This is a genomic window from Oryzihumus sp. (genome assembly GCF_054325275.1).
On record NZ_JBTCWL010000031.1, the window covers coordinates 23,028 to 41,155 of the forward strand.

The window sequence follows — 18,128 nt, forward strand, 5'->3', positions numbered from 1 at the left end:
GCCGCCGGGTGCGCGGGTCAGTCAGCGCAGGCGGGCGCCCGTGAGGTCAGGTCGGGATCCCGGTCAGTCTAGCGGGCACCCCGGCACCGGCCCGCACGCGGCGGCGGCCGGTGACCTCGCTCCGGCCACCATGCCGGCAGGGGATACGGAGCGGGCGGAGGCGCGTCAGGCTTCGGGGATCGGACGGCCGAACCTTTCCAGGGTGATGTCGGTCGGCTCCGGTCCGCCGCGCCGGCCGGTGTCGAGACCGTCCACGGCGGCCAGCTCGTCCTCGCTCAGCACGAAGTCGAAGACGTCGATGTTCTCCGCGATGCGGTGCGGCCTGGTCGACTTCGGGATGACCGAGCGGCCCCGCTGCAGGTGCCAGCGCAACATCACCTGCGCGGCCGACTTGCCATGCGCGCCAGCGATCTCGCCGATCACCGGGTCGTCGAGCGTGCTGCCGTGGCTGCCGTCGCGGTAGAAGGTGATGCCACCGATGGGCGACCACGCCTGGGTCAGGATGCCGTGCTCGACGCCGAACGCCTGGACCCCCCGCTGCTGGAAGTAGGGATGGACCTCGATCTGGTTGACCGCCGGCACGACCGTCGACTTCTCGAGCAGCGTGGTGAGGTGGTCGACCATGAAGTTGCTGACCCCGATAGCGCGCACCCTGCCCTCGTCCAGCAGCCTCTCGAGCGCGCGGTACGCCTCCACCGTCCTGTCGAAGGCCGAGGGCAGTGCCTGGTGCAGGATCAGCAGGTCGACCTTCTCGACGCCGAGCTTGGCGGCGCTCTTCTCGAAGCCGTGCAGCGTCTCGTCGTAGCCGTAGTCGCTGATCCAGATCTTCGTCTCGATGAAGACGTCGTCGCGGGCCAGCCCACTGGCGTGGATGGCCTCGCCGACCTCGCGCTCGTTGCCGTACGCCGCGGCGGTGTCGACGTGCCGGTAGCCGGTGCGCAGCGCCGCCTCCACGGCTGCCCGGGTCTCGTCGGGCGGTGTCTGGAAGACCCCCAGCCCGAGGGCGGGCATGGCGACGTCGTTGTTCAGGGTCAGCGTGTCCATGTCAGCGACCGTAGACATCCGGCGTGGATCTGAGGAGACCCTGTCAGGACCCCCCTCCTCCGGGACGACCGGCGGTCCGCGGCCTCAGAGCCGGAGCTCGTAGCGCAGCACCCGCTCCCCCGCCTCGTCGACGCGGGTGTGCGCCGGCGTGACGGTGAAGCCGAACCGCTCGTAGATCCCGCGGGCCCGCGGGTTGTCCTCGAGCACCCACAGCTGCGCGCGGTCGAAGCCCTGAGCCCGGCCACGGTCGAGGACGTCCGTGAGGAGTGCCGAGCCGATGCCCCAGCCCTCGCGGGCGGGCTCGGTGGCGACGAGGGAGACGTGCAGCAGGCCGGGCACCGGCGGCTCGTCGCCGACGCCGACGCCCTGCACCGCCTGCTGGCCGATGGCCATGCCGACCAGGGTGTCGCCGACGTGGGCGAGTCGGCGGATGCCGTGCGCCAGCTTGCCCTCGGCGATCTCCTCGTCGATGAACGGCGCCGGGGTCCCGTCTGGACGGCGGGCCGCGCGCTGCCACAGGTCGATGACCGCGTCGCGGTCCGCCGGCCGGCCCTCACGCACCACCGGCAGGGCGATGTCGTAGCGCAGCGACGGCTCGGAGCCGTACCAGCTGCCCTGCCCGGTCACCACGCCCCCGAGGCGCTGCGCCAGGACGCGGCTGCGGTCGTTGTCGTGGCGGACCAGTGCCAGGACCGTCGGCAGGCGCAGCTGCCACGCGGCATACCGCAGCACCGCGCGCATGCCCTCGGCGGCGAGCCCGCGGCCCCACTGGTCGACGGCCAGGAACCAGCCGACCTCGGGCGGGTCGGCCGGGGCGGCGTGCTTCCACGGGCGCAGGGAGAACCGGCCGACCACCCGGCCGGGGTCGGCGGAGCCGTCGACCAGCTGCGCGACCCAGCCGCCGAGCCCCGGGGGCAGGTCCTCGAACACGCGCAGGTAGTCGGCCTTGTCCTGCACCGTGGCGTGCGCCCCCGAGGCGAGGTGGGCAGCGAACTCCGGCGCGGCATACAGCTCGTGCAGGGCTGCGGCGTGCCGGCCCGGGTCGAGCGGCTCCAGCCGCAGCCGCGCGGTGCGCAGCGTCGGGACGCTCATCGGGCCAGGGCGTGGAGCGCAAGCAGGTAGGACCCGGTGCCGAACCCGGCGACCGTCCCCGTGGCCACGCCGGCCACGACCGAGGTGTGCCGGAACTCCTCGCGGGCCGCGGGGTTGGACAGGTGGACCTCGACGAGGCGCCGACCGGCGGAGGTGATGAGGGCGCAGGCGTCACGCAGCGCATAGGAGTAGTGCGTGAACGCCGCCGGGTTGAGCACCACGTCCACCCCCGCGTCGACGGCCTCATGCACCCAGCCGATGAGCTGCGACTCGTCGTTGGTCTGGCGGAAGTCGACCTCGAGGCCGAGCTCGGTCCCCAGGTTGCGCACCGCGTGCTCGACGTCGGCGAGGGACTCGCTGCCGTAGACCTCGGGCTCGCGGGTGCCCAGGCGGTTGAGGTTGGGGCCATTCAGCACGAGCACGCGAGAGGTCATGCGGGAATTCTAGGAGAAGCCCAAGAATGCGCATTCAGGGAAAAGCAGATCGAGGCGATGAATTCATGTGAAAGGGCCCACAGCCAGACATTCTCCGCTATCTTTCGCAATGGATCACCATCGCGGATTCCGAATACAGGGGAGAAACACATGCGCGCTCTCAAGGCAGCCTTTGCTGCCGTGAGTCTTTCCGCTGCACTCACCGGCGCCTCCGTCGCCATCGCGGGTGCGGCCGACGCTGCGACCTGCCAGGGGGGCTACCCGGCCAGCCAGTGCACCGTGGCCGTCAGCGACACCACCGTCACGCCCGGCGAGAAGGTCTCCTTCCAGGCCAAGGGCTTCGGCAGCAAGGAGCTCGTCACCGGCGTCGTCCGGTCCACGCCGCAGGTCGTGGGCTCCTGGCGCTCGAGCGCCGGTGGCGTCGTCTCCGGCTCCTTCCGGGTGCCGGCCAACCTCGACCCGGGCACCCACACGTTCACGCTGACCGGGTCCACCTCGGGTGTCTCCAAGAGCACCTCCTTCACGGTCGTGAGCTCGGCCGGCGCGGGCACCACGTCCGGCACCGGCACCTCCGCCACCTCCGGCACCGGCTCGCTGGCCTTCACCGGCGCTGACGTGGCCAGGACGGTCGGCGCGGGCCTGGTGCTCCTCGTCGGCGGTGGCGCCCTCGTGGTCGCCTCGCAGCGCCGCAAGAGCACCGGCTCCGCCGCCTGACCTCCGGGGAGTTGCCCGGCCGTCGGCGACGCCTGCGCCGTGGGGCGTTTGCCGTTGCCGCGGCCGCGGCCCTCTACGGAGTGGCCCTGGCGTGGTCCGCTGTCCAGACCGACCGCCACCTGCGTGATGCGCAGGTGGCGGTCGGTCTGCTGCGCGCGGACCTGGTCCGCCGCGACGCTCCCGCCACCGAGGTGGAGGCCCGCCTGCGGCAGGTCCAGCGTGAGGCGGATGCGGCCCGCGCCCTGACCTCCGGGCCGGTCTGGCAGCTGGCCTCCGCCGTCCCCATCGTGGGCCGGCCGTTCACCACCGTGGCCGGCGCCTCGGGCGCCGTCGCGGACCTCTCGCACCAGGTGCTTCCCGAGCTGCGGGCCGTGCAGCACGAGCTGCTCACCCGCGACCTGCACCGCCTCGGCGGGGTCGATCTGGCCCCGATCACCGCAGCCCGCGAGCCGCTCGCGCGCGCCCACACCAAGGCGCAGGAGATCCTCGCCCGGGTGCGCGCCCTGCCCGCGACGACCGGCATCGGCGCCGTCGACCGCGCCCGGACCCAGCTGGTCGGGCAGGTGGGCGACCTCTGCACACAGCTGTCCACCACCCACGACGTGGTCACGCTGGTGCCGCCGATGATGGGCGCCGACGGGACCCGCCGCTACCTCGTCGCGTTCGAGAACAGCACCGAGGCGCGTGGCCTGGGTGGCCTGCCCGGCGCCTACGCGATCCTGCGCGCCGACCGGGGCCGGTTGACCTTCGAGCACTTCGGTGTCGACAGCGACTTCGGCGGGCTCCGGGTTGGCCTCGGCGGCCTCAGCGCCGGCTACGCCCAGCACTTCCAGGGCGCCGCCCCCGACCGCTTCTTCGGCAACACCACCTCCGGCCCCCACTTCCCCGACGCGGCGAAGCTGCTCATGCGGTTCTGGCAGGCCCGGAGCGGGCAGCACCTCGACGGGGCGATCGCCACCGACCCCTCGGCGCTGGCCATGCTGCTCGCCGTCACGGGGCCGACCCGCCTGGCCGACGGGACCGTGCTCAACGCCGCCAACGTCGTGTCGCTCACCGAGCGCGACGCCTACGCCCGGTTCACCGACCCGGTCCAGCGCAAGGCGTTCCTCGTCGTGGTCGCCAAGGCGGTCGCCGACGACGTGCTGCAGCGTGGCCCAGCCAGGGCCGTCGCGCTCGCCGACGCGCTCGGCCAGGCTGTCGGCCAGCGCCGGCTCATGCTCTACAGCACCCGCCCGGCCGAGCAGCAGGTCCTGGCGCGGCAGCCGGTCGGCGGCACGCTCAGCGACACCAGCGGGCTGTTCTCCGCCGTGGTCATCAACAACGGCGGTGGCAACAAGCTCGACTACTACCTCGCCCGGGACGTGACCTACCGCAGCGGCTCCTGCCAGGGCGGCCAGCGTCCGGCGACCGTGACGATCCGGCTCACCAACGGCGCGCCCCGCTCCGGTCTGACCGACTACGTCGCCGGGCGCGCGGACCTGCCCAGGGGCAGCGTCCCGCCCGGGACCAACCGGCTGCTGGTCAGCTACTACGCCACCCGAGGCGCCGGGTTCGACGGCGCCACGCTCGACGGCCGGCAGGCGCTGCTCACCGTGGATGCCCAGGCCGGGCGCCCGGTGTTCACCTCCGAGCTGGAGATCAGCCCCGGCCAGACCCGGACCCTGGTGCTCCACGTGCTCGAGCCCGCGTCGGCCGCCGGTCCGGTCACCACGCTGGTGCAGCCCCTGGTCCTGCCGCAGACCACCCACGTGGCCGGTCCGGTCTGCGCTGCCGCGCCGGCGCCACGCTGACTTTGGGTCTGCATGGACCGAGCCCGGGACTCGCGGTCAGCCGAGGGAGATGCCCCGGGGTGCGGTGTCCTCGCTGACCTCGGCGTAGGCCGCCTGCAGCAGCGCGGGGTCGGGCCCCTCCAGCCGGGTCGGCCGGCCCACGTCGTCCAGGATGACGAACCGCAGCATCGAGCCTCGGCTCTTCTTGTCCCGCTTCATCGCCTCGAGCAGGCGCGGCCAGCGGTCACCGCGGTAGGCCGTCGGCAGCCCGAGGCTGCGCAGCACCGCGCGGTGCCGGTCGACCACGGCGTCGTCGAGACGGCCCGCCAGCCGGGCCAGCTCGGCGACGTAGACCATGCCCACGCTGACCGCCGCGCCGTGGCGCCAGGAGTAGCGCTCCACCTGCTCGATGGCGTGGCCGAAGGTGTGCCCGTAGTTGAGGATCTCCCGCAGTGAGGACTCGCGCAGGTCCTGCGCGACGACGTCGGCCTTGACCGACACCGCCCGTTCGATGAGCTCACGCACCGGCGCACCCTCGGCGTGGGTCGCCGCCTGCGGGTCGGCCTCGACCAGCTCGAGGATGCGGGGGTCGGCGATGAAGCCGCACTTGACCACCTCGGCCATGCCGGCCACGAAGTCGTGCTTCGGCAGCGTGGCCAGGGTGGCCAGGTCGCACAGCACCCCCGCCGGCGGGTGGAACGCCCCGACGAGGTTCTTGCCCTCGGCGGTGTTGATGCCGGTCTTGCCACCGACCGCGGCGTCGACCATCCCGAGCAGTGTCGTCGGCACGTGCACGACCTTGACCCCGCGCAGCCAGGTGGCCGCGATGAAGCCGGCCAGGTCGGTGACCGTGCCGCCACCGACGGCCACGACCGCGTCGGACCGGGTGAAGCCGGCCTGCCCCAGCACGCCCCAGAGGAACGCCGCCACCTCGGCGGACTTGGCCTCCTCGGCGTCGGGCACCTCGGCCACGAACGCCGAGAACCCTTCTGCGGCAAGGTCGTCGCGCACGGCTTCACCGGTGGCGCGCAGCGCGCGGGGGTGGATGACCAGCACCCGCTCCACGCCCTCACCGAGCAGGCCGGGCAGCTCAGCCAGCAGGCCGGTGCCGATGACGACGTCGTAGTCCCCGCCCACGCTGATCCGGGTCGGCTCGGTCACGGCTGCTCCCCCAGGGCTTCGGCGATCTCGGCGGCGATGTCCTGCGGCGTGCGACCGGCGGTGTCGACGCGCAGGGTGGCCAGCCGTTCGTAGGTCGGGCGGCGGGCGTCCATGAGCCGCACCCACTGCGCGCGCGGGTTCATCATCAACAGCGGCCTGCTGCGGTCGAAGCCGACCCGCTTGGCGGCATCGGCGATGCCGACCTGGAGGAACACCACCGTGTGCCCGGCCAGCGCCTCCGCGGGGGCCGGGTCCATGACCGCTCCCCCGCCCAGGGACAGCACGCCGCTGTGGCTGGCGAGGGAGGCCGCCACCTCCTGGCGCTCGAGCTCGCGGAACCGTGCCTCGCCGTCCTCGACGAAGATGTCGGAGATGCTGCGCTGCTGCGCCTGCTCGACCGCCTCGTCGGTGTCGCGCAGGGCGACGCCGAGCAGTTCCGCGAGCGCGCGGCCGACGACGGTCTTGCCGGACCCGGGCGGGCCGATGAGCACGGCGACCGGGCGCGTGGCGGCCCCGTCCGCAGCGGAGGCGGACGGCATACCGGAGGTCACCACGAGCGCATCCCCTCGGGGATCGAGGCCAGGTAGCCGGCGTGGTTGCGGGCGGTCTCGGCGACGCTGTCGCCGCCGAACTTCTCGACGCAGGCCTGGGCGAGCACGAGCGCGACCATGGCCTCGGCGACCACCCCGGCCGCGGGCACGGCGCACACGTCGGAGCGCTGGTGGATTGCGCTCGCCGGCTCGTCGCTGGCCACGTCGACGGTGTCGAGGGCGCGCGGGACGGTGCTGATCGGCTTCATCGCCGCGCGCACGCGCAGGACCTCGCCGGTGGACATGCCGCCCTCGGTGCCGCCGGCCCGGCCGGTGCGCCGGCGGATGGCGCCGGTGTCGTCGCGCTCCATCTCGTCGTGGGCGGCCGAGCCGCGGCGGGCCGCGGTGCGGAACCCGTCACCCACCTCGACTCCCTTGATCGCCTGGATGCCCATGAGCGCGCCGGCGAGCTGGGCGTCGAGCCGCCGGTCCCAGTGCACGTGCGAACCCAGGCCCGGGGGCAGCCCGTAGGCGAGGACCTCCACGACGCCGCCGAGGGTGTCGCCGTCCTTCTTGGCGGCCTCGATCTCGGCGACCATCGCGGTCGTGCCGGGCAGGTCGAGGCTGCGCACCGGGCTGGCGTCGAGCGCGGCCACGTCGTCGGGGGTCGGCACCGCTGCGTCGTCGGCGACCGCGGCAGCACCGATGGCCACCGTGTGCGCGACCAGGAGGATGCCGTAGGCCTGCTGGAGGAACCGCGCGGCCACGGCGCCGAGGGCGACCCGGGCCGCGGTCTCCCGGGCGGACGCGCGCTCCAGCACCGGCCGGGCGTCGTCGAAGCCGTACTTCTGCATGCCGACCAGGTCAGCGTGGCCGGGGCGCGGGCGGGTCAGCGGCTTGTTGCGACCGACCTCCTGCGGAGCGCCCACGTCGTCCGACGCGGCATAGGCCTCGGCGTCGACCGGGTCCGGGCTCATCACGGTCTGCCACTTGGGCCACTCGGAGTTGCCGACCCGGATCGCGATGGGCGAGCCGAGGGTGATGCCGTGGCGCAGGCCGCCGAGGAACTCCACCGCGTCCTGCTCGAACTTCATCCGGGCGCCGCGGCCGTAGCCGAGGCGGCGTCGGGCCAGGGCTGCCGCGACGTCCCCCGTGGTCACCTCCACCCCTGCCGGCAGCCCCTCCAGGACCGCGACGAGGGCAGGGCCGTGGGACTCACCGGCAGTCAACCAACGCAGCATGCCGGTGATCCTCCCATGCAGGCTCAGCCCGTCGGCGACCCGGTCAGGAGCTGGACCGGCGCGCACACGACGAGCCATGCGCCGGCGAGCATGGCCGGGCCGAAGGCGATGTGGGAGTGGCGGGTCACCCGGCGCGCGACCAGCAGCACCACGCCGGCGAGGCCGCCGAGCAGGAACGCGGCCAGGGTCGCCAGGACCACCGGCCCCCAGCCGAGCCAGCCGAGGAACAGCCCGAGGACCCCGGCGAGCTTGACGTCGCCGAAGCCGAGGCCGCCGGGTGAGATGAGGGCGAGGACGAGGTAGGCCAGCCACAGCGCCGCCCCGGCCATCGCGGCGCGCACCAGCACCCACCAGTCACCGGTCCCCCACGACGCCGCGGCGAGGAGCACCAGCGCCACGGGGTAGGAGGGCAGCACCAGCGCGTCGGGCAGCCGGTGCACGTCGGCGTCGATCGCGGCCAGCAGCACCCCGAGCACCCCGAGATACAGGTATGCCGGCAGCACGGTCAGGTGCCCGACGGCACCGAATCGCCAGGCCAGGCTCCCCCACACCAGCGCCAGCAGAACCGGCACCCACCAGCGGTGCGGCGGCACGGGCAGGTGCTGCTCGTCCTCGCGGCGGTAGCCGCCGGTCGCGAGCCGGCGGGCGGCGACCTCACCGACGGCGGCGCCCGCCACGGCCACGACGGCGACGAGCCACCAGGGTGCCGTGCCGGCGACGGTCATCGCCGGGCCAGCTCGGCCAGGCCGGCCGCGCGCATGACCTCCAGCGGCGGCTCCAGGCCGGTCATCAGCTCGACCTGCGCGCCCGCCTGGTGCAGCAGCATCTCGAAGCCAGACACGACGACCGACCCCCTGTCCGAGAACGTCCGCGCGAGCGGCGTGGGCCAGCCCGCGTAGACCACATCCAACAGGACCGGGCCGCCCCCCGCAGCGGTTCCGGGCCAGCTGCCCGGGGGGACCGCGGCGGCGAGGTCGTCGGCGACCCGCTCCCCCGCTCCGCCGGGCAGGGTGCTCACCACCAGCGGCGTCGCCGCGGCCAGGCGGGCGACCTCGGACAGAGGGCGGACCAGTGCCTCGACCCCGGCCTGCTCCGCGTGGGCCAGGGTCTCGGGCCTGGCCAGGTCCCGCACGGCGAAGGTCACCCGGCGGGCGCCCAGCCGGGCCAGCGCGGCCAGCACCGAGCGGGCGGTGGCCCCGGAGCCCAGGACCACGGCCTCCCCGATCGTGGTGAGCCCCGCCCCGGCCAGGGCCTGCTCGACGCCGTGGACGTCGGTGTTGTGGGCTGCCCAGCCGTCACCGGGCAGGCGCACCAGGGTGTTGACCGCCCCAACCTCCCGGGCCAGCGGCGACACCTCGTCGGCGACCCGGAAGGCCACCTCCTTGAGCGGCATCGTCAGCGACAGCCCCGCCCATTCCGGCCCGAGGCCGCTGACGAAGTCCACCAGCGCGGACTCGCGGACCTCGTGGGCGCAGTAGCGCCAGGACTCCAGCCGCAGCGCACGGTAGGCCGCGTTGTGCAGGGCGGGCGAGAGCGAGTGCACCACCGGCGACCCGAGGACGGCCGCGAGGTGTCCGGACCGGCTCAGCACTTGCCCGGGTGCGCGCTGCACCACTGCTGGAAGAGCTTGACGTTGGCCGCGTGGCTGGACGCGTCCGTCGCGAAGCGCGTCTCCCCGGTCTGGGGGTTGACTGCGACGAAGTAGAGCCAGGGACCTGCCGCCGGGTGGGCGGCCGCCTGGATCGAGGCCGCGCCGGGGTTGCTGATCGGGCCGACCGGCAGCCCCGCCACGCGGTAGGTGTTGTAGCCGTTGTTGGCGGCCCGCTCGGCGTTGGTGGTCGTGATCGCCCGGTGCTGCACGCCGTAGCTGACCGTGGAGTCCATCTGCAGCTTCATCTTGCGCGCCAGGCGGTTCTCGATGACCCGGGCGATCTTCGGCCGGTCGGCGTCACGCATGCCCTCAGCCTCGACGATGCTCGCGATGATGACGGTGCGCTCCATCGACGCCGGGCTGACCCCGAGCTGCTGCAGCTCGGCCACCGACTTGCTCACCATGATCCGCAGCTGCTCGGCGGCGGTGGCCTTGAGCGGGAACTCGTAGGTCGCCGGGAACAGGTAGCCCTCGACGTTGCCCCTGGCCGCCGCCGGCAGGCCCAGCAGCTCCGGCTGCTTCGCGGCCGCCTCGTAGTCGGCGACCTTGACCCCGGTGGCCTTGCTCAGGGTCGCGAAGACCTCGCTCTTCCACAGGCCCTCGCGCAACGTCACCCGGGGCACCGTGCGGTTCCTGGGGTCCAGCAGCAGGGCGAGTGCCGCCGACGCGCTCATGTGCAGCCGGAGCCGGTAGCTGCCGGGCTGGATCGAGGCCGCCTGGGGGTTGCCCTCGGCGAGGTCGGAGAAGGCCGAGGCGGTCTTGACCACGCCCGCCTTCTCCAGGGTGGCACCGATGGCCCGGCCGGAGTCGCCGTCGTGGACCTCGATGGTCACCGCGCCGGTGCCCGACCCGCTCCAGTCCTTGCTCGCGGTCAGGCTCGCGACCAGCGGGCGCAGGTACTGCGTGGCGCCGAAGGCCGCACCGCCGACGAGGACCACGGAAAGGGTGAGGACGAGGAAGCGCCGGCTGCGCCGCCGCCGGGCCCGCCTGCGCTGCTCGCGCTGCTGCCGGGCGATGGCCTGGCGGTGCTGGGCCCGGGTCGGCCCGGTGGGTGGTGCGGTGCGCCTCATCGGTGGGCTCGGGGCCTCGCCCCCGGCGTCGCCGAAGATCGAGTCGACCAGGTGGTCTTCCTTCATCGCGTCTGACCCTTTGCCTTGGCCCGGGGCTTGCGGAGCGTGACCAGCTCCCCGGGCGGCCGACCGGACGAGCGCTCGGCGTCGAGCGCTGCCTGCAGGATGAGCACCGCCGCCGCCTGGTCGACCACGGCGCGCTGCTGGCGGCCGGCGACACCACTGTCGCGCAGCCGGCGGTGGGCGTCCACCGTGGTCAGCCGTTCGTCGACCAGGCGCACCGGGACCGGGCGCACCAGCGCGGCGAGCTCACGGGCCCAGGCGCGGGCCGTCTCTGCGGCCGGGCCCTCCTGGCCGGACAGCGACCGCGGCAGGCCGACCACGACCTCGAGGGCCGCGCGCGCGGTGACCTCGGCCGCGACCTCCTCGCGGTCCCGGCCGCCCTCGACGTCACGCGCGAGCGTGCGCTCGGGGGTGGCGAGCAGCCCCGTGGGGTCGCTCACCGCCAGCCCGACACGCACGCTCCCGACGTCGACGCCGAGGCGGATGCCCTCGCGCACGCTTACCGGCTCGCGGTGACGCGCTCGCCGACAGTGTGCTCGACGCGGGCCAGCGCCTCGCCCACCTTCCCCGCGTCGGTGCCCCCACCCTGGGCGACGTCGTCCTTGCCACCCCCACCACCACCCAAGGTGGTCGCGGCGACCTTGACCAGCTCGCCGGCCTTGACGCCCCACTGCCGGGCCGCCTCGTTGGTCGCGACGATGACGACCGGCCGGTCCTTGGCCACGCCCGCGACGGCGACCACGGCCGGCCGCTCGTTGCCGAGGCGGCTGCGCAGGTCGAGCGCGAGGGTGCGCAGGTCGTCGGCACCGACCCCGGCACCGGCGTCGTGGCCCACGAAGGAGACGCCGTAGACGTCGCGCGCGCCGGCGGCCAGCGAGGCCGCCGCGGCCAGCACCTGCTGCTGGCGCATGGTGCCGATCTCGCGCTCGGCGTCCTTGAGCCGGGTGAGGATGCTGTTGATCCGCTCGGGCAGCTCCTCCGAGCGCACCTTCAGCGCCTCGGTCAGCTGGCCGACCACGGCGTGCTCGCGGGCGAGGAAGTCGTAGGCGTCGGTGCCGACGAGGGCCTCGACGCGCCGGACGCCGGAGCCGATGGAGGCCTCGCCGAGCAGCTTGACCAGGCCGAGCTGGCCGGAGCGCTGGGCGTGGGTTCCACCGCAGAGCTCGCGGGCCCAGTCGCCGACGGAGATGACCCGCACCCGGTCGCCGTACTTCTCCCCGAACAGGGCCATGGCACCGGAGTCGACCGCCTGCTGCTGGGTCATGATCTCGGCGTGGACCGGCAGGTCCTCGGCCAGCAGCGCGTTGACGCGGGCCTCGACGTCGGTGAGCACCGAGGCCGGGACCGCGGACTGCGCGTTGAAGTCGAACCGGAAGCGCCCCGGGGCGTTCTCGGAGCCGGCCTGGGTCGCGGTGTCGCCGAGCGCCTCGCGGATCGCCTTGTGCACCATGTGCGTCGCGGTGTGCGCACGGGAGATGGCCCGGCGCCGGTCGATGTCGACGAGCGCGTGCGCAGCCTCGCCGGCGTTGACCTCGCCCGAGACCACGGTGGCGCGGTGGACGATGAGCCCGCCGATCGGCTTCTGCACGTCGCGGACCTCGATGACCGCGCCGTTCGCGAGCTCGATCCGGCCACCGTCGGCGAGCTGGCCACCGCCCTCGGCGTAGAACGGGGTGCGGTCGAGCACCAGCTCGATCTCCTCGCCCGCGCGCGCCGAGGGGACGGTCGCGCCGTCGAGCAGGACGCCGGCGACCCTGGCCTCGGAGACGATCTCGTCGTAGCCGGTGAACTCCACCTCGCGCCCGAGCAGGTCGGCCACCTCGCGGTAGGCCGTGGTGTCGCCGTGGGCGCTCTTCTTCGCCCGGGCGTCGGCCTTGGCGCGGTCCCGCTGCTCGGCCATGAGCCGGCGGAACCCGGTCTCGTCGACCTCGAGGCCGTGCTCGGCGGCCATCTCCAGGGTCAGGTCGATCGGGAACCCGTAGGTGTCGTGCAGCGCGAACGCCTGGTCACCCGACAGGTGGGTCGAGCCGGTCGACTTGGCCTTGCTGACCGCGGTGTCCAGGATCGTGGTCCCCGCGACGAGCGTGCGGCGGAAGGCCTCCTCCTCGGCGTACGCGACCTGGCTGATCCGGCCGAAGTCGCGCTCGAGCTCGGGGTAGGACTGCTTCATCCGCTCCATGCTGACCGGCAGCAGCTGAGGCAGGGACGGCTCGTCGACGCCGAGCAGGCGCATCGAGCGGACCGCGCGGCGCAGCATCCGGCGCAGCACGTAGCCGCGACCCTCGTTGCCGGGCGTGACGCCGTCGCCGATGAGCATGAGCGCGCTGCGCACGTGGTCGGCCACGACCCGCAGGCGCACGTCGTCGGGGTGGGAGTGGGCGGCGTCGTGCTGGGACTGCGCGCCGTACTTCTTGCCGCTCATCTCCGCGGCCCGGGCCAGCACCGGGTAGACCTCGTCGATCTCGTAGAGGTTGTCCACGCCCTGCAGCACCGAGGCGATGCGCTCCAGGCCCATGCCGGTGTCGATGCTCTTGGCCGGCAGCTCCCCGACGATCGGGAAGTCCTCCTTGCCGCCGCCCTCGCCGCGCACGTTCTGCATGAAGACGAGGTTCCAGATCTCCATGTAACGGTCCTCGTCGACCGCCGGGCCGCCCTCGCGGCCGTACTCCGGGCCGCGGTCGACGAAGATCTCGCTGCACGGGCCGCACGGGCCGGGCACGCCCATGGACCAGTAGTTGTCCTTCATCCCGCGGCGCACGATGCGCTCGGCAGGGATGTCGGTCTGGTCCAGCCACATCTGCGCGGCCTCGTCGTCGTCGTGGTAGACGGTGGCCCAGAGCCGGTCGGGGTGCAGGCCGTAGCCGCCGTCGGCCTGGCTGGTGGTCAGCAGCTCCCAGGCGAAGGCGATGGCGTCCTTCTTGAAGTAGTCGCCGAAGGAGAAGTTGCCGTTCATCTGGAAGAACGTGCCGTGGCGGCTGGTCTTGCCGACCTCGTCGATGTCGAGGGTGCGCACGCACTTCTGCACGCTGGTGGCCCGCTTCCAGGGCGCGCTCTCCTGGCCGAGGAAGTAGGGCTTGAACGGCACCATGCCGGCGTTGACGAACAGCAGGTTGGGGTCGTCGTAGAGCAGCGGGGCGCTGGGGACCACGGCATGGCCCGCCTTCTCGAAGAAGTCCAGCCAACGGCGCCTGATCTCGGCGGTTTCCATGCTCAAGTCCTCACTGCGTTGTCACTGGTGTTCACGGCCGCGACAGCACGCCGCGACCGTGTCAAGGGGCTGACGTCCCGGCCAGTCGCCCATCCTCGCAGGGTATGCCGTGCAGGTGCGAGGGTGCGGGGCTCGGGACGCGCCCGGATCTAGCGGGCGCGCGGCCCGGTCGGGTCGTCGAGCAGGCGGCGGGCCGCCTCGGCGTCCATCGCCCGGCCGTCGGGCAGGGTGGCGGTGTCGATGCCCAGGGCGAAGCGCAGCTCCTCCTCGCGCTCGGCCATGCCCTCGCGAACGGCCTCGGCCATCTCCTTGAGGCCCTCGCCGATCCCCGCCAGGCCGCTGGCCACCCCGGCCGGGGTGTAGGCCTCGGCGACCTTGGTGACCTTGCGGACGGCCAGGACCCCGACGGTCGCGCCGAGGGCGACCCAGAACAGTCGTCGCACCCCGATCACCCCTTCCGGCGGCGCCGGCCGGCCGCCTTGCCCTGGGCGTTGCCCTTCATCGCCGAGCGCACGCCGTAGCTGAACGCGGCGACCTTGACCACCGGCGATCCGAGCGTGGCGGCGAACAGCGAGGTGAGCGCGTTGACGTTGGTGGACATCGCCGCGACGTTGGCGGTGATGGTGTCCACCCGCACGATCTGCTCGTTGGTCGAGGCCACCGTGTCGGTCACCTGCGACAGCAGCGGCACGGTCTGCTCGGAGACGCCACGGACGCCGAGTCTGGCCTCGTCGAGCACCTTGCCGGCCTTGCCGATGACCGAGCCGAGACGGATCACCGCGTAGGCGAACGCCAGGGCCGCGATCATTCCGGCGACGTCGCCGAGGGACACGCTCACACTCTCACCTCACGCCTGGGAACGGTTGCGACGAGGCGCCGTCCACGGGCCGGCCGCACTGTCTGTCGGGAACCCTACCGCCCGGTCCCGAGCTCAGGCGCTCGCCTCCGCGACGAGGCTCTCCTTGACCTCCGGGAAGTGGCAGGCGATGGAGTGCCCGGTGCCCGCGTCGGCCTTGGCCTCCAGCGGCGGCTCCTGGCTGGCGCAGATGTCCTGGGCCTTCCAGCAGCGGGTGCGGAAGCGGCAGCCGCTCGGCGGGTTGATCGGGCTGGGCACGTCACCGGCGAGGCGGATCCGCTCCCGCGGCGGCACGCCGCGCACCGCGCCGAGGTCGGGCACGGCCGACAGCAGCGCCTGCGTGTAGGGGTGCTGCGGCGCGGTGTAGACCTGCTCGCGGTCGCCGACCTCGACCATCTTGCCGAGGTACATCACGGCGACCCGGTCGCAGAAGTGGCGCACGACGCCGAGGTCGTGGGCGATGAAGACGAACGCGATGCCGAGGTCGCGGCGCAGCTCCTCCATGAGGTTCATGACCTGCGCCTGGATCGAGACGTCGAGGGCCGAGACCGGCTCGTCGGCCACGATCACCTGCGGCTCGACCGCCAGCGCCCGGGCGATGCCGATGCGCTGGCGCTGCCCGCCGGAGAACTCGTTGGGGTAACGGTTGTGGTGCTCGGGGTTGAGGCCCACCCGCTCGAGCAGCTCCTGGACCCGCTGGATCTCCTTGCCCTTGGCCAGCCCGTGGACCTGCAGCGGGGTGCTGATGATCGAACCGACGGTCTGGCGCGGGTTCAGCGAGCTGTAGGGGTCCTGGAAGACCATCTGCAGCTCGCGGCGGAACGGGCGCATCCGCTTCTCGGGCAGGCCGGCGAGGTCGGTGCCCTCGAACAGCACCTGGCCGCCGGTCGGCTTGTACAGCCGCGTGATCGCCCGGCCGAGGGTGGACTTGCCACAGCCGGACTCCCCCACCAGGCCGAGGGTCTGGCCCTTGCCGAGGTCGAAGGAGACACCGTCGACGGCCTGCACGATCTGCCGCTTGGCGAACAGGCCGTCGGTGTTCTTGATCGGGAAGTGCATCTTCAGGTCGCGGACGCTCAGCAGGGGCGTGCCGGACGCGGGGGTGCTGCTCACGGGGTACTCCTTCTCAGGCCAGGCCCGGCTCGACCTCGGCCGTGAAGATGGCGCGGGGGTCGGCGAGGTGGCAGCGGGATGCGTCGGTGCCCAGCTGGTCGCGGCGGACCAGCTCGGGCAGCTCGGTGCGGCACAGGTCGCCGGGCACCCGGTCGACGTACGGGCAGCGAGGGTGGAAGGAGCAGCCGGAGGGCAGGTTGACCAGGCTCGGCGGGTTGCCCCGGATCGGGCGCAGCATGTCGTGCTCGGTCGAGACCGAGGGGATCGACTCGAGCAGGCCCCACGTGTAGGGGTGGGTCGGGCTGGCCAGCACCTCCTGGGCGGTGCCGTACTCGACGGCGCGGCCGGCATACATGACCAGCACGTCGTCGGCGACCTCCGCGACGACCCCGAGGTCGTGCGTGATGAGCATGATCGCCGAGCCGAACTCCTTCTGGAGGTCGTTGAGCAGGTCCAGGATCTGGGCCTGCACGGTGACGTCGAGGGCGGTTGTCGGCTCGTCGGCGATGAGCAGCTTGGGGTCGTTGACCAGAGCCATGGCGATCATCGCGCGCTGGCGCATGCCGCCGGAGAACTCGTAGGGGTACTGGTCGATCCGGCGCTGGGGGTTGGGGATGCCCACCCGGTCCAGCATCTCCAGGGCCCGGTTGCGCGCCACCTTCTTGGACACCTTGTGGTGGGCGCGGTAGGCCTCGGAGATCTGCCAGCCGATCTTGAAGTACGGGTGCAGCGAGGACTGCGGGTCCTGGAAGATCATCGACGCCTGGTCGCCACGGACCTTGCGCATGCCCTGGCTGGACATGCCGACGATCTCCTGGCCGCCGAGCTTGATCGAGCCGCTCATCCGGGTGCGCCGCATGTCGTGCAGGCCCATCACGGCCATGCTCGACACGGACTTGCCGGAGCCGGACTCGCCGACGATGGCGAGGGTGCGCCCCATGGGCAGCTGGTAGCTCAGGCCCTGGACCGCCTGGACCGGGCCGTCGGCCGTCGGGAACTCGACCCGCAGGTCGTCGACGACGAGGAACGGCTCCTGGCCGGAGGGGTTGGTGACCCGGCGGGCGCGGGTGACCGTCTGCGGACGGCCGGAGGAGATGGCCTCGGTGGCCGAGGTCTGGCTCATGACAACCTCACGCGGGGGTCGAGGAACGAGTAGACGATGTCGACCAGGAGGTTCATGACCACCAGGACCACGGCCCCGACGATCACCGTGCCCATGATCATCGGCAGGTCGGAGTTGGCGAAGCTCTGGAGCACGAGGTTCCCGATGCCGGGAAGGTCGAAAATGCGTTCGGTGAACAGGGAGCCGACGATCAGCGCGGCGATGTCGAGGCCGTAGATGGTGACGACGGGCGTGATCGACGAACGCAGCCCGTGCACGTAGGTCACCCGGCGCTCGCTGATGCCCTTGCTGCGGGCGGTGCGGACGTAGTCCTCCGACAGGGCCTCGACCATGGAGCCACGCGAGTACCGCGTGTACGAGGTCGAGTTGTAGATGCCGAGCACCAGCCACGGGGCGAGGAAGCCCAGGAACCACTTCACCGGGCCGTCCTCCCCGATCGGGAAGTACCCGGGTCGGGGCAGGACCGGGAAGAGGATGACGAGGTAGAGGAAGACGAGCAGGGCCACGAGGTAGTACGGGATCGAGCTCATCACCAGGGTCGCGCCGACCAGGGCGCGGTCACCGGCGGTGCCCCGACGGCGGGCGGCCATGGACCCCACCGTCACACCGACGCAGAAGAAGATGACCGAGGCGCCGAGCACCACGGTGAGGGTGACCGGCAGCCTGGCCTCAATCTGCTGCAGCACGGGCTGGCCGGTCTTGAACGAGTAGCCCAGGCACGGGGCCTCGCAGTGCTGGGTCACGCCGCCGTCGGTGTAGTCACGGCCGAAGACGATGCCCCCGGCGTAGTCCGTGAACTGCTCGGTGACCGGACGGTCGAGGTTCAGGCTCTTCCTGATGTCCTCGTAGCGCTGCTGCGAGCAACGGGTGTCGCCACAGATGGCCGATGCGGGATCGCTCGGCGCGATGAAGAACAGCGCGAAGGAGGCGATGACGGTCGCGATGACGACCGAGATCGCGCTGACGACGCGCCGGGTGAGGTACGTGAACACGGTGGGGCTCTCCCGCAGTGGTGGGCCGCTCGGTGACCGGTGGGCGGGCGCGCGCCCCGCCACCGGG

18 protein-coding genes are annotated in these 18,128 nt (G+C 72.8%); 2 read left to right on the forward strand and 16 right to left on the reverse strand.

Annotated elements, in window-relative coordinates; translation table 11 throughout:
* Nucleotides 1-165: 165 nt before the first annotated feature.
* The 3 genes from ACXVGS_RS09960 to aroQ all read right to left on the reverse strand — a co-directional run bounded on the left by ACXVGS_RS09960 (nt 166) and on the right by aroQ (nt 2,570).
* Nucleotides 166-1,044 (reverse strand): aldo/keto reductase, encoded by an 879-nt coding sequence (locus ACXVGS_RS09960; protein WP_458536905.1) that lies wholly within the window; start codon nt 1,042-1,044, stop codon nt 166-168.
* A gap of 84 nt (nt 1,045-1,128) precedes the next feature.
* Entirely contained in the window at nt 1,129-2,136 is a 1,008-nt protein-coding gene (locus tag ACXVGS_RS09965) for a GNAT family N-acetyltransferase (RefSeq protein ID WP_458536906.1), read from the reverse strand.
* On the reverse strand, nt 2,133-2,570 hold the full coding sequence (gene aroQ, locus ACXVGS_RS09970) for a type II 3-dehydroquinate dehydratase (protein WP_458528979.1): 438 nt from the start codon (nt 2,568-2,570) through the stop codon (nt 2,133-2,135). Before aroQ ends, ACXVGS_RS09965 begins: the two co-directional genes overlap by 4 nt.
* Nucleotides 2,571-2,750: 180 nt before the next feature.
* Between aroQ and ACXVGS_RS09975 the strand changes: the two genes are divergently transcribed.
* Nucleotides 2,751-3,284 carry a hypothetical protein gene (locus ACXVGS_RS09975; protein WP_458528978.1) on the forward strand — a complete coding sequence of 178 codons (534 nt, stop codon included), beginning with the start codon at nt 2,751-2,753 and terminating at the stop codon, nt 3,282-3,284.
* A gap of 134 nt (nt 3,285-3,418) precedes the next feature.
* Entirely contained in the window at nt 3,419-5,074 is a 1,656-nt protein-coding gene (locus tag ACXVGS_RS09980) for a DUF4012 domain-containing protein (protein ID WP_458532576.1), read from the forward strand.
* Between the two features lie 36 nt (nt 5,075-5,110).
* Here the strand turns inward: ACXVGS_RS09980 and aroB are convergent, their stop codons facing one another.
* The 13 genes from aroB to ACXVGS_RS10045 form a co-directional block, all read right to left on the reverse strand.
* Nucleotides 5,111-6,214: a 3-dehydroquinate synthase gene (gene aroB, locus ACXVGS_RS09985; RefSeq protein WP_458536907.1), complete on the reverse strand. Its 1,104-nt coding sequence runs from the start codon at nt 6,212-6,214 to the stop codon at nt 5,111-5,113.
* The gene (locus ACXVGS_RS09990) at nt 6,211-6,753 is read right to left on the reverse strand and encodes a shikimate kinase (protein WP_458536909.1); all 543 of its coding nucleotides are present in this window, start codon (nt 6,751-6,753) and stop codon (nt 6,211-6,213) included. Before ACXVGS_RS09990 ends, aroB begins: the two co-directional genes overlap by 4 nt.
* Before the next feature lie 8 nt (nt 6,754-6,761).
* Nucleotides 6,762-7,985, reverse strand: coding sequence for a chorismate synthase (gene aroC / locus ACXVGS_RS09995; RefSeq protein ID WP_458528975.1), 1,224 nt, complete (start codon nt 7,983-7,985; stop codon nt 6,762-6,764).
* A 23-nt stretch (nt 7,986-8,008) separates the two neighbouring features.
* Entirely contained in the window at nt 8,009-8,710 is a 702-nt protein-coding gene (locus ACXVGS_RS10000; protein WP_458528974.1) for a prepilin peptidase, read from the reverse strand.
* Nucleotides 8,707-9,600: a shikimate dehydrogenase gene (locus tag ACXVGS_RS10005; protein WP_458533753.1), complete on the reverse strand. Its 894-nt coding sequence runs from the start codon at nt 9,598-9,600 to the stop codon at nt 8,707-8,709. The genes ACXVGS_RS10000 and ACXVGS_RS10005 overlap by 4 nt, the downstream gene beginning before the upstream one ends.
* Nucleotides 9,570-10,772, reverse strand: coding sequence for an endolytic transglycosylase MltG (gene mltG, locus ACXVGS_RS10010; RefSeq protein WP_458532573.1), 1,203 nt, complete (start codon nt 10,770-10,772; stop codon nt 9,570-9,572). Before mltG ends, ACXVGS_RS10005 begins: the two co-directional genes overlap by 31 nt.
* Nucleotides 10,769-11,266, reverse strand: coding sequence for a Holliday junction resolvase RuvX (gene ruvX / locus ACXVGS_RS10015; protein ID WP_458528971.1), 498 nt, complete (start codon nt 11,264-11,266; stop codon nt 10,769-10,771). Before ruvX ends, mltG begins: the two co-directional genes overlap by 4 nt.
* Before the next feature lie 2 nt (nt 11,267-11,268).
* A complete protein-coding gene (gene alaS, locus ACXVGS_RS10020; protein WP_458532572.1) occupies nt 11,269-13,977 on the reverse strand; it encodes an alanine--tRNA ligase in 2,709 nt (902 codons plus the stop codon).
* Nucleotides 13,978-14,126: 149 nt separating this feature from the next.
* Nucleotides 14,127-14,420, reverse strand: coding sequence for a DUF6167 family protein (locus ACXVGS_RS10025; RefSeq protein WP_458528969.1), 294 nt, complete (start codon nt 14,418-14,420; stop codon nt 14,127-14,129).
* A gap of 5 nt (nt 14,421-14,425) precedes the next feature.
* The gene (locus ACXVGS_RS10030; RefSeq protein WP_458532579.1) at nt 14,426-14,809 is read right to left on the reverse strand and encodes a DUF948 domain-containing protein; all 384 of its coding nucleotides are present in this window, start codon (nt 14,807-14,809) and stop codon (nt 14,426-14,428) included.
* A gap of 99 nt (nt 14,810-14,908) precedes the next feature.
* On the reverse strand, nt 14,909-15,892 hold the full coding sequence (locus tag ACXVGS_RS10035) for an ABC transporter ATP-binding protein (RefSeq protein WP_458528982.1): 984 nt from the start codon (nt 15,890-15,892) through the stop codon (nt 14,909-14,911).
* Between the two features lie 67 nt (nt 15,893-15,959).
* Nucleotides 15,960-17,069, reverse strand: coding sequence for an ABC transporter ATP-binding protein (locus ACXVGS_RS10040; protein WP_458528968.1), 1,110 nt, complete (start codon nt 17,067-17,069; stop codon nt 15,960-15,962).
* The coding region (locus tag ACXVGS_RS10045; protein ID WP_458536908.1) for an ABC transporter permease at nt 17,066-18,128 on the reverse strand (1,063 nt) is incomplete at its 5' end. The genes ACXVGS_RS10040 and ACXVGS_RS10045, both read right to left, overlap by 4 nt.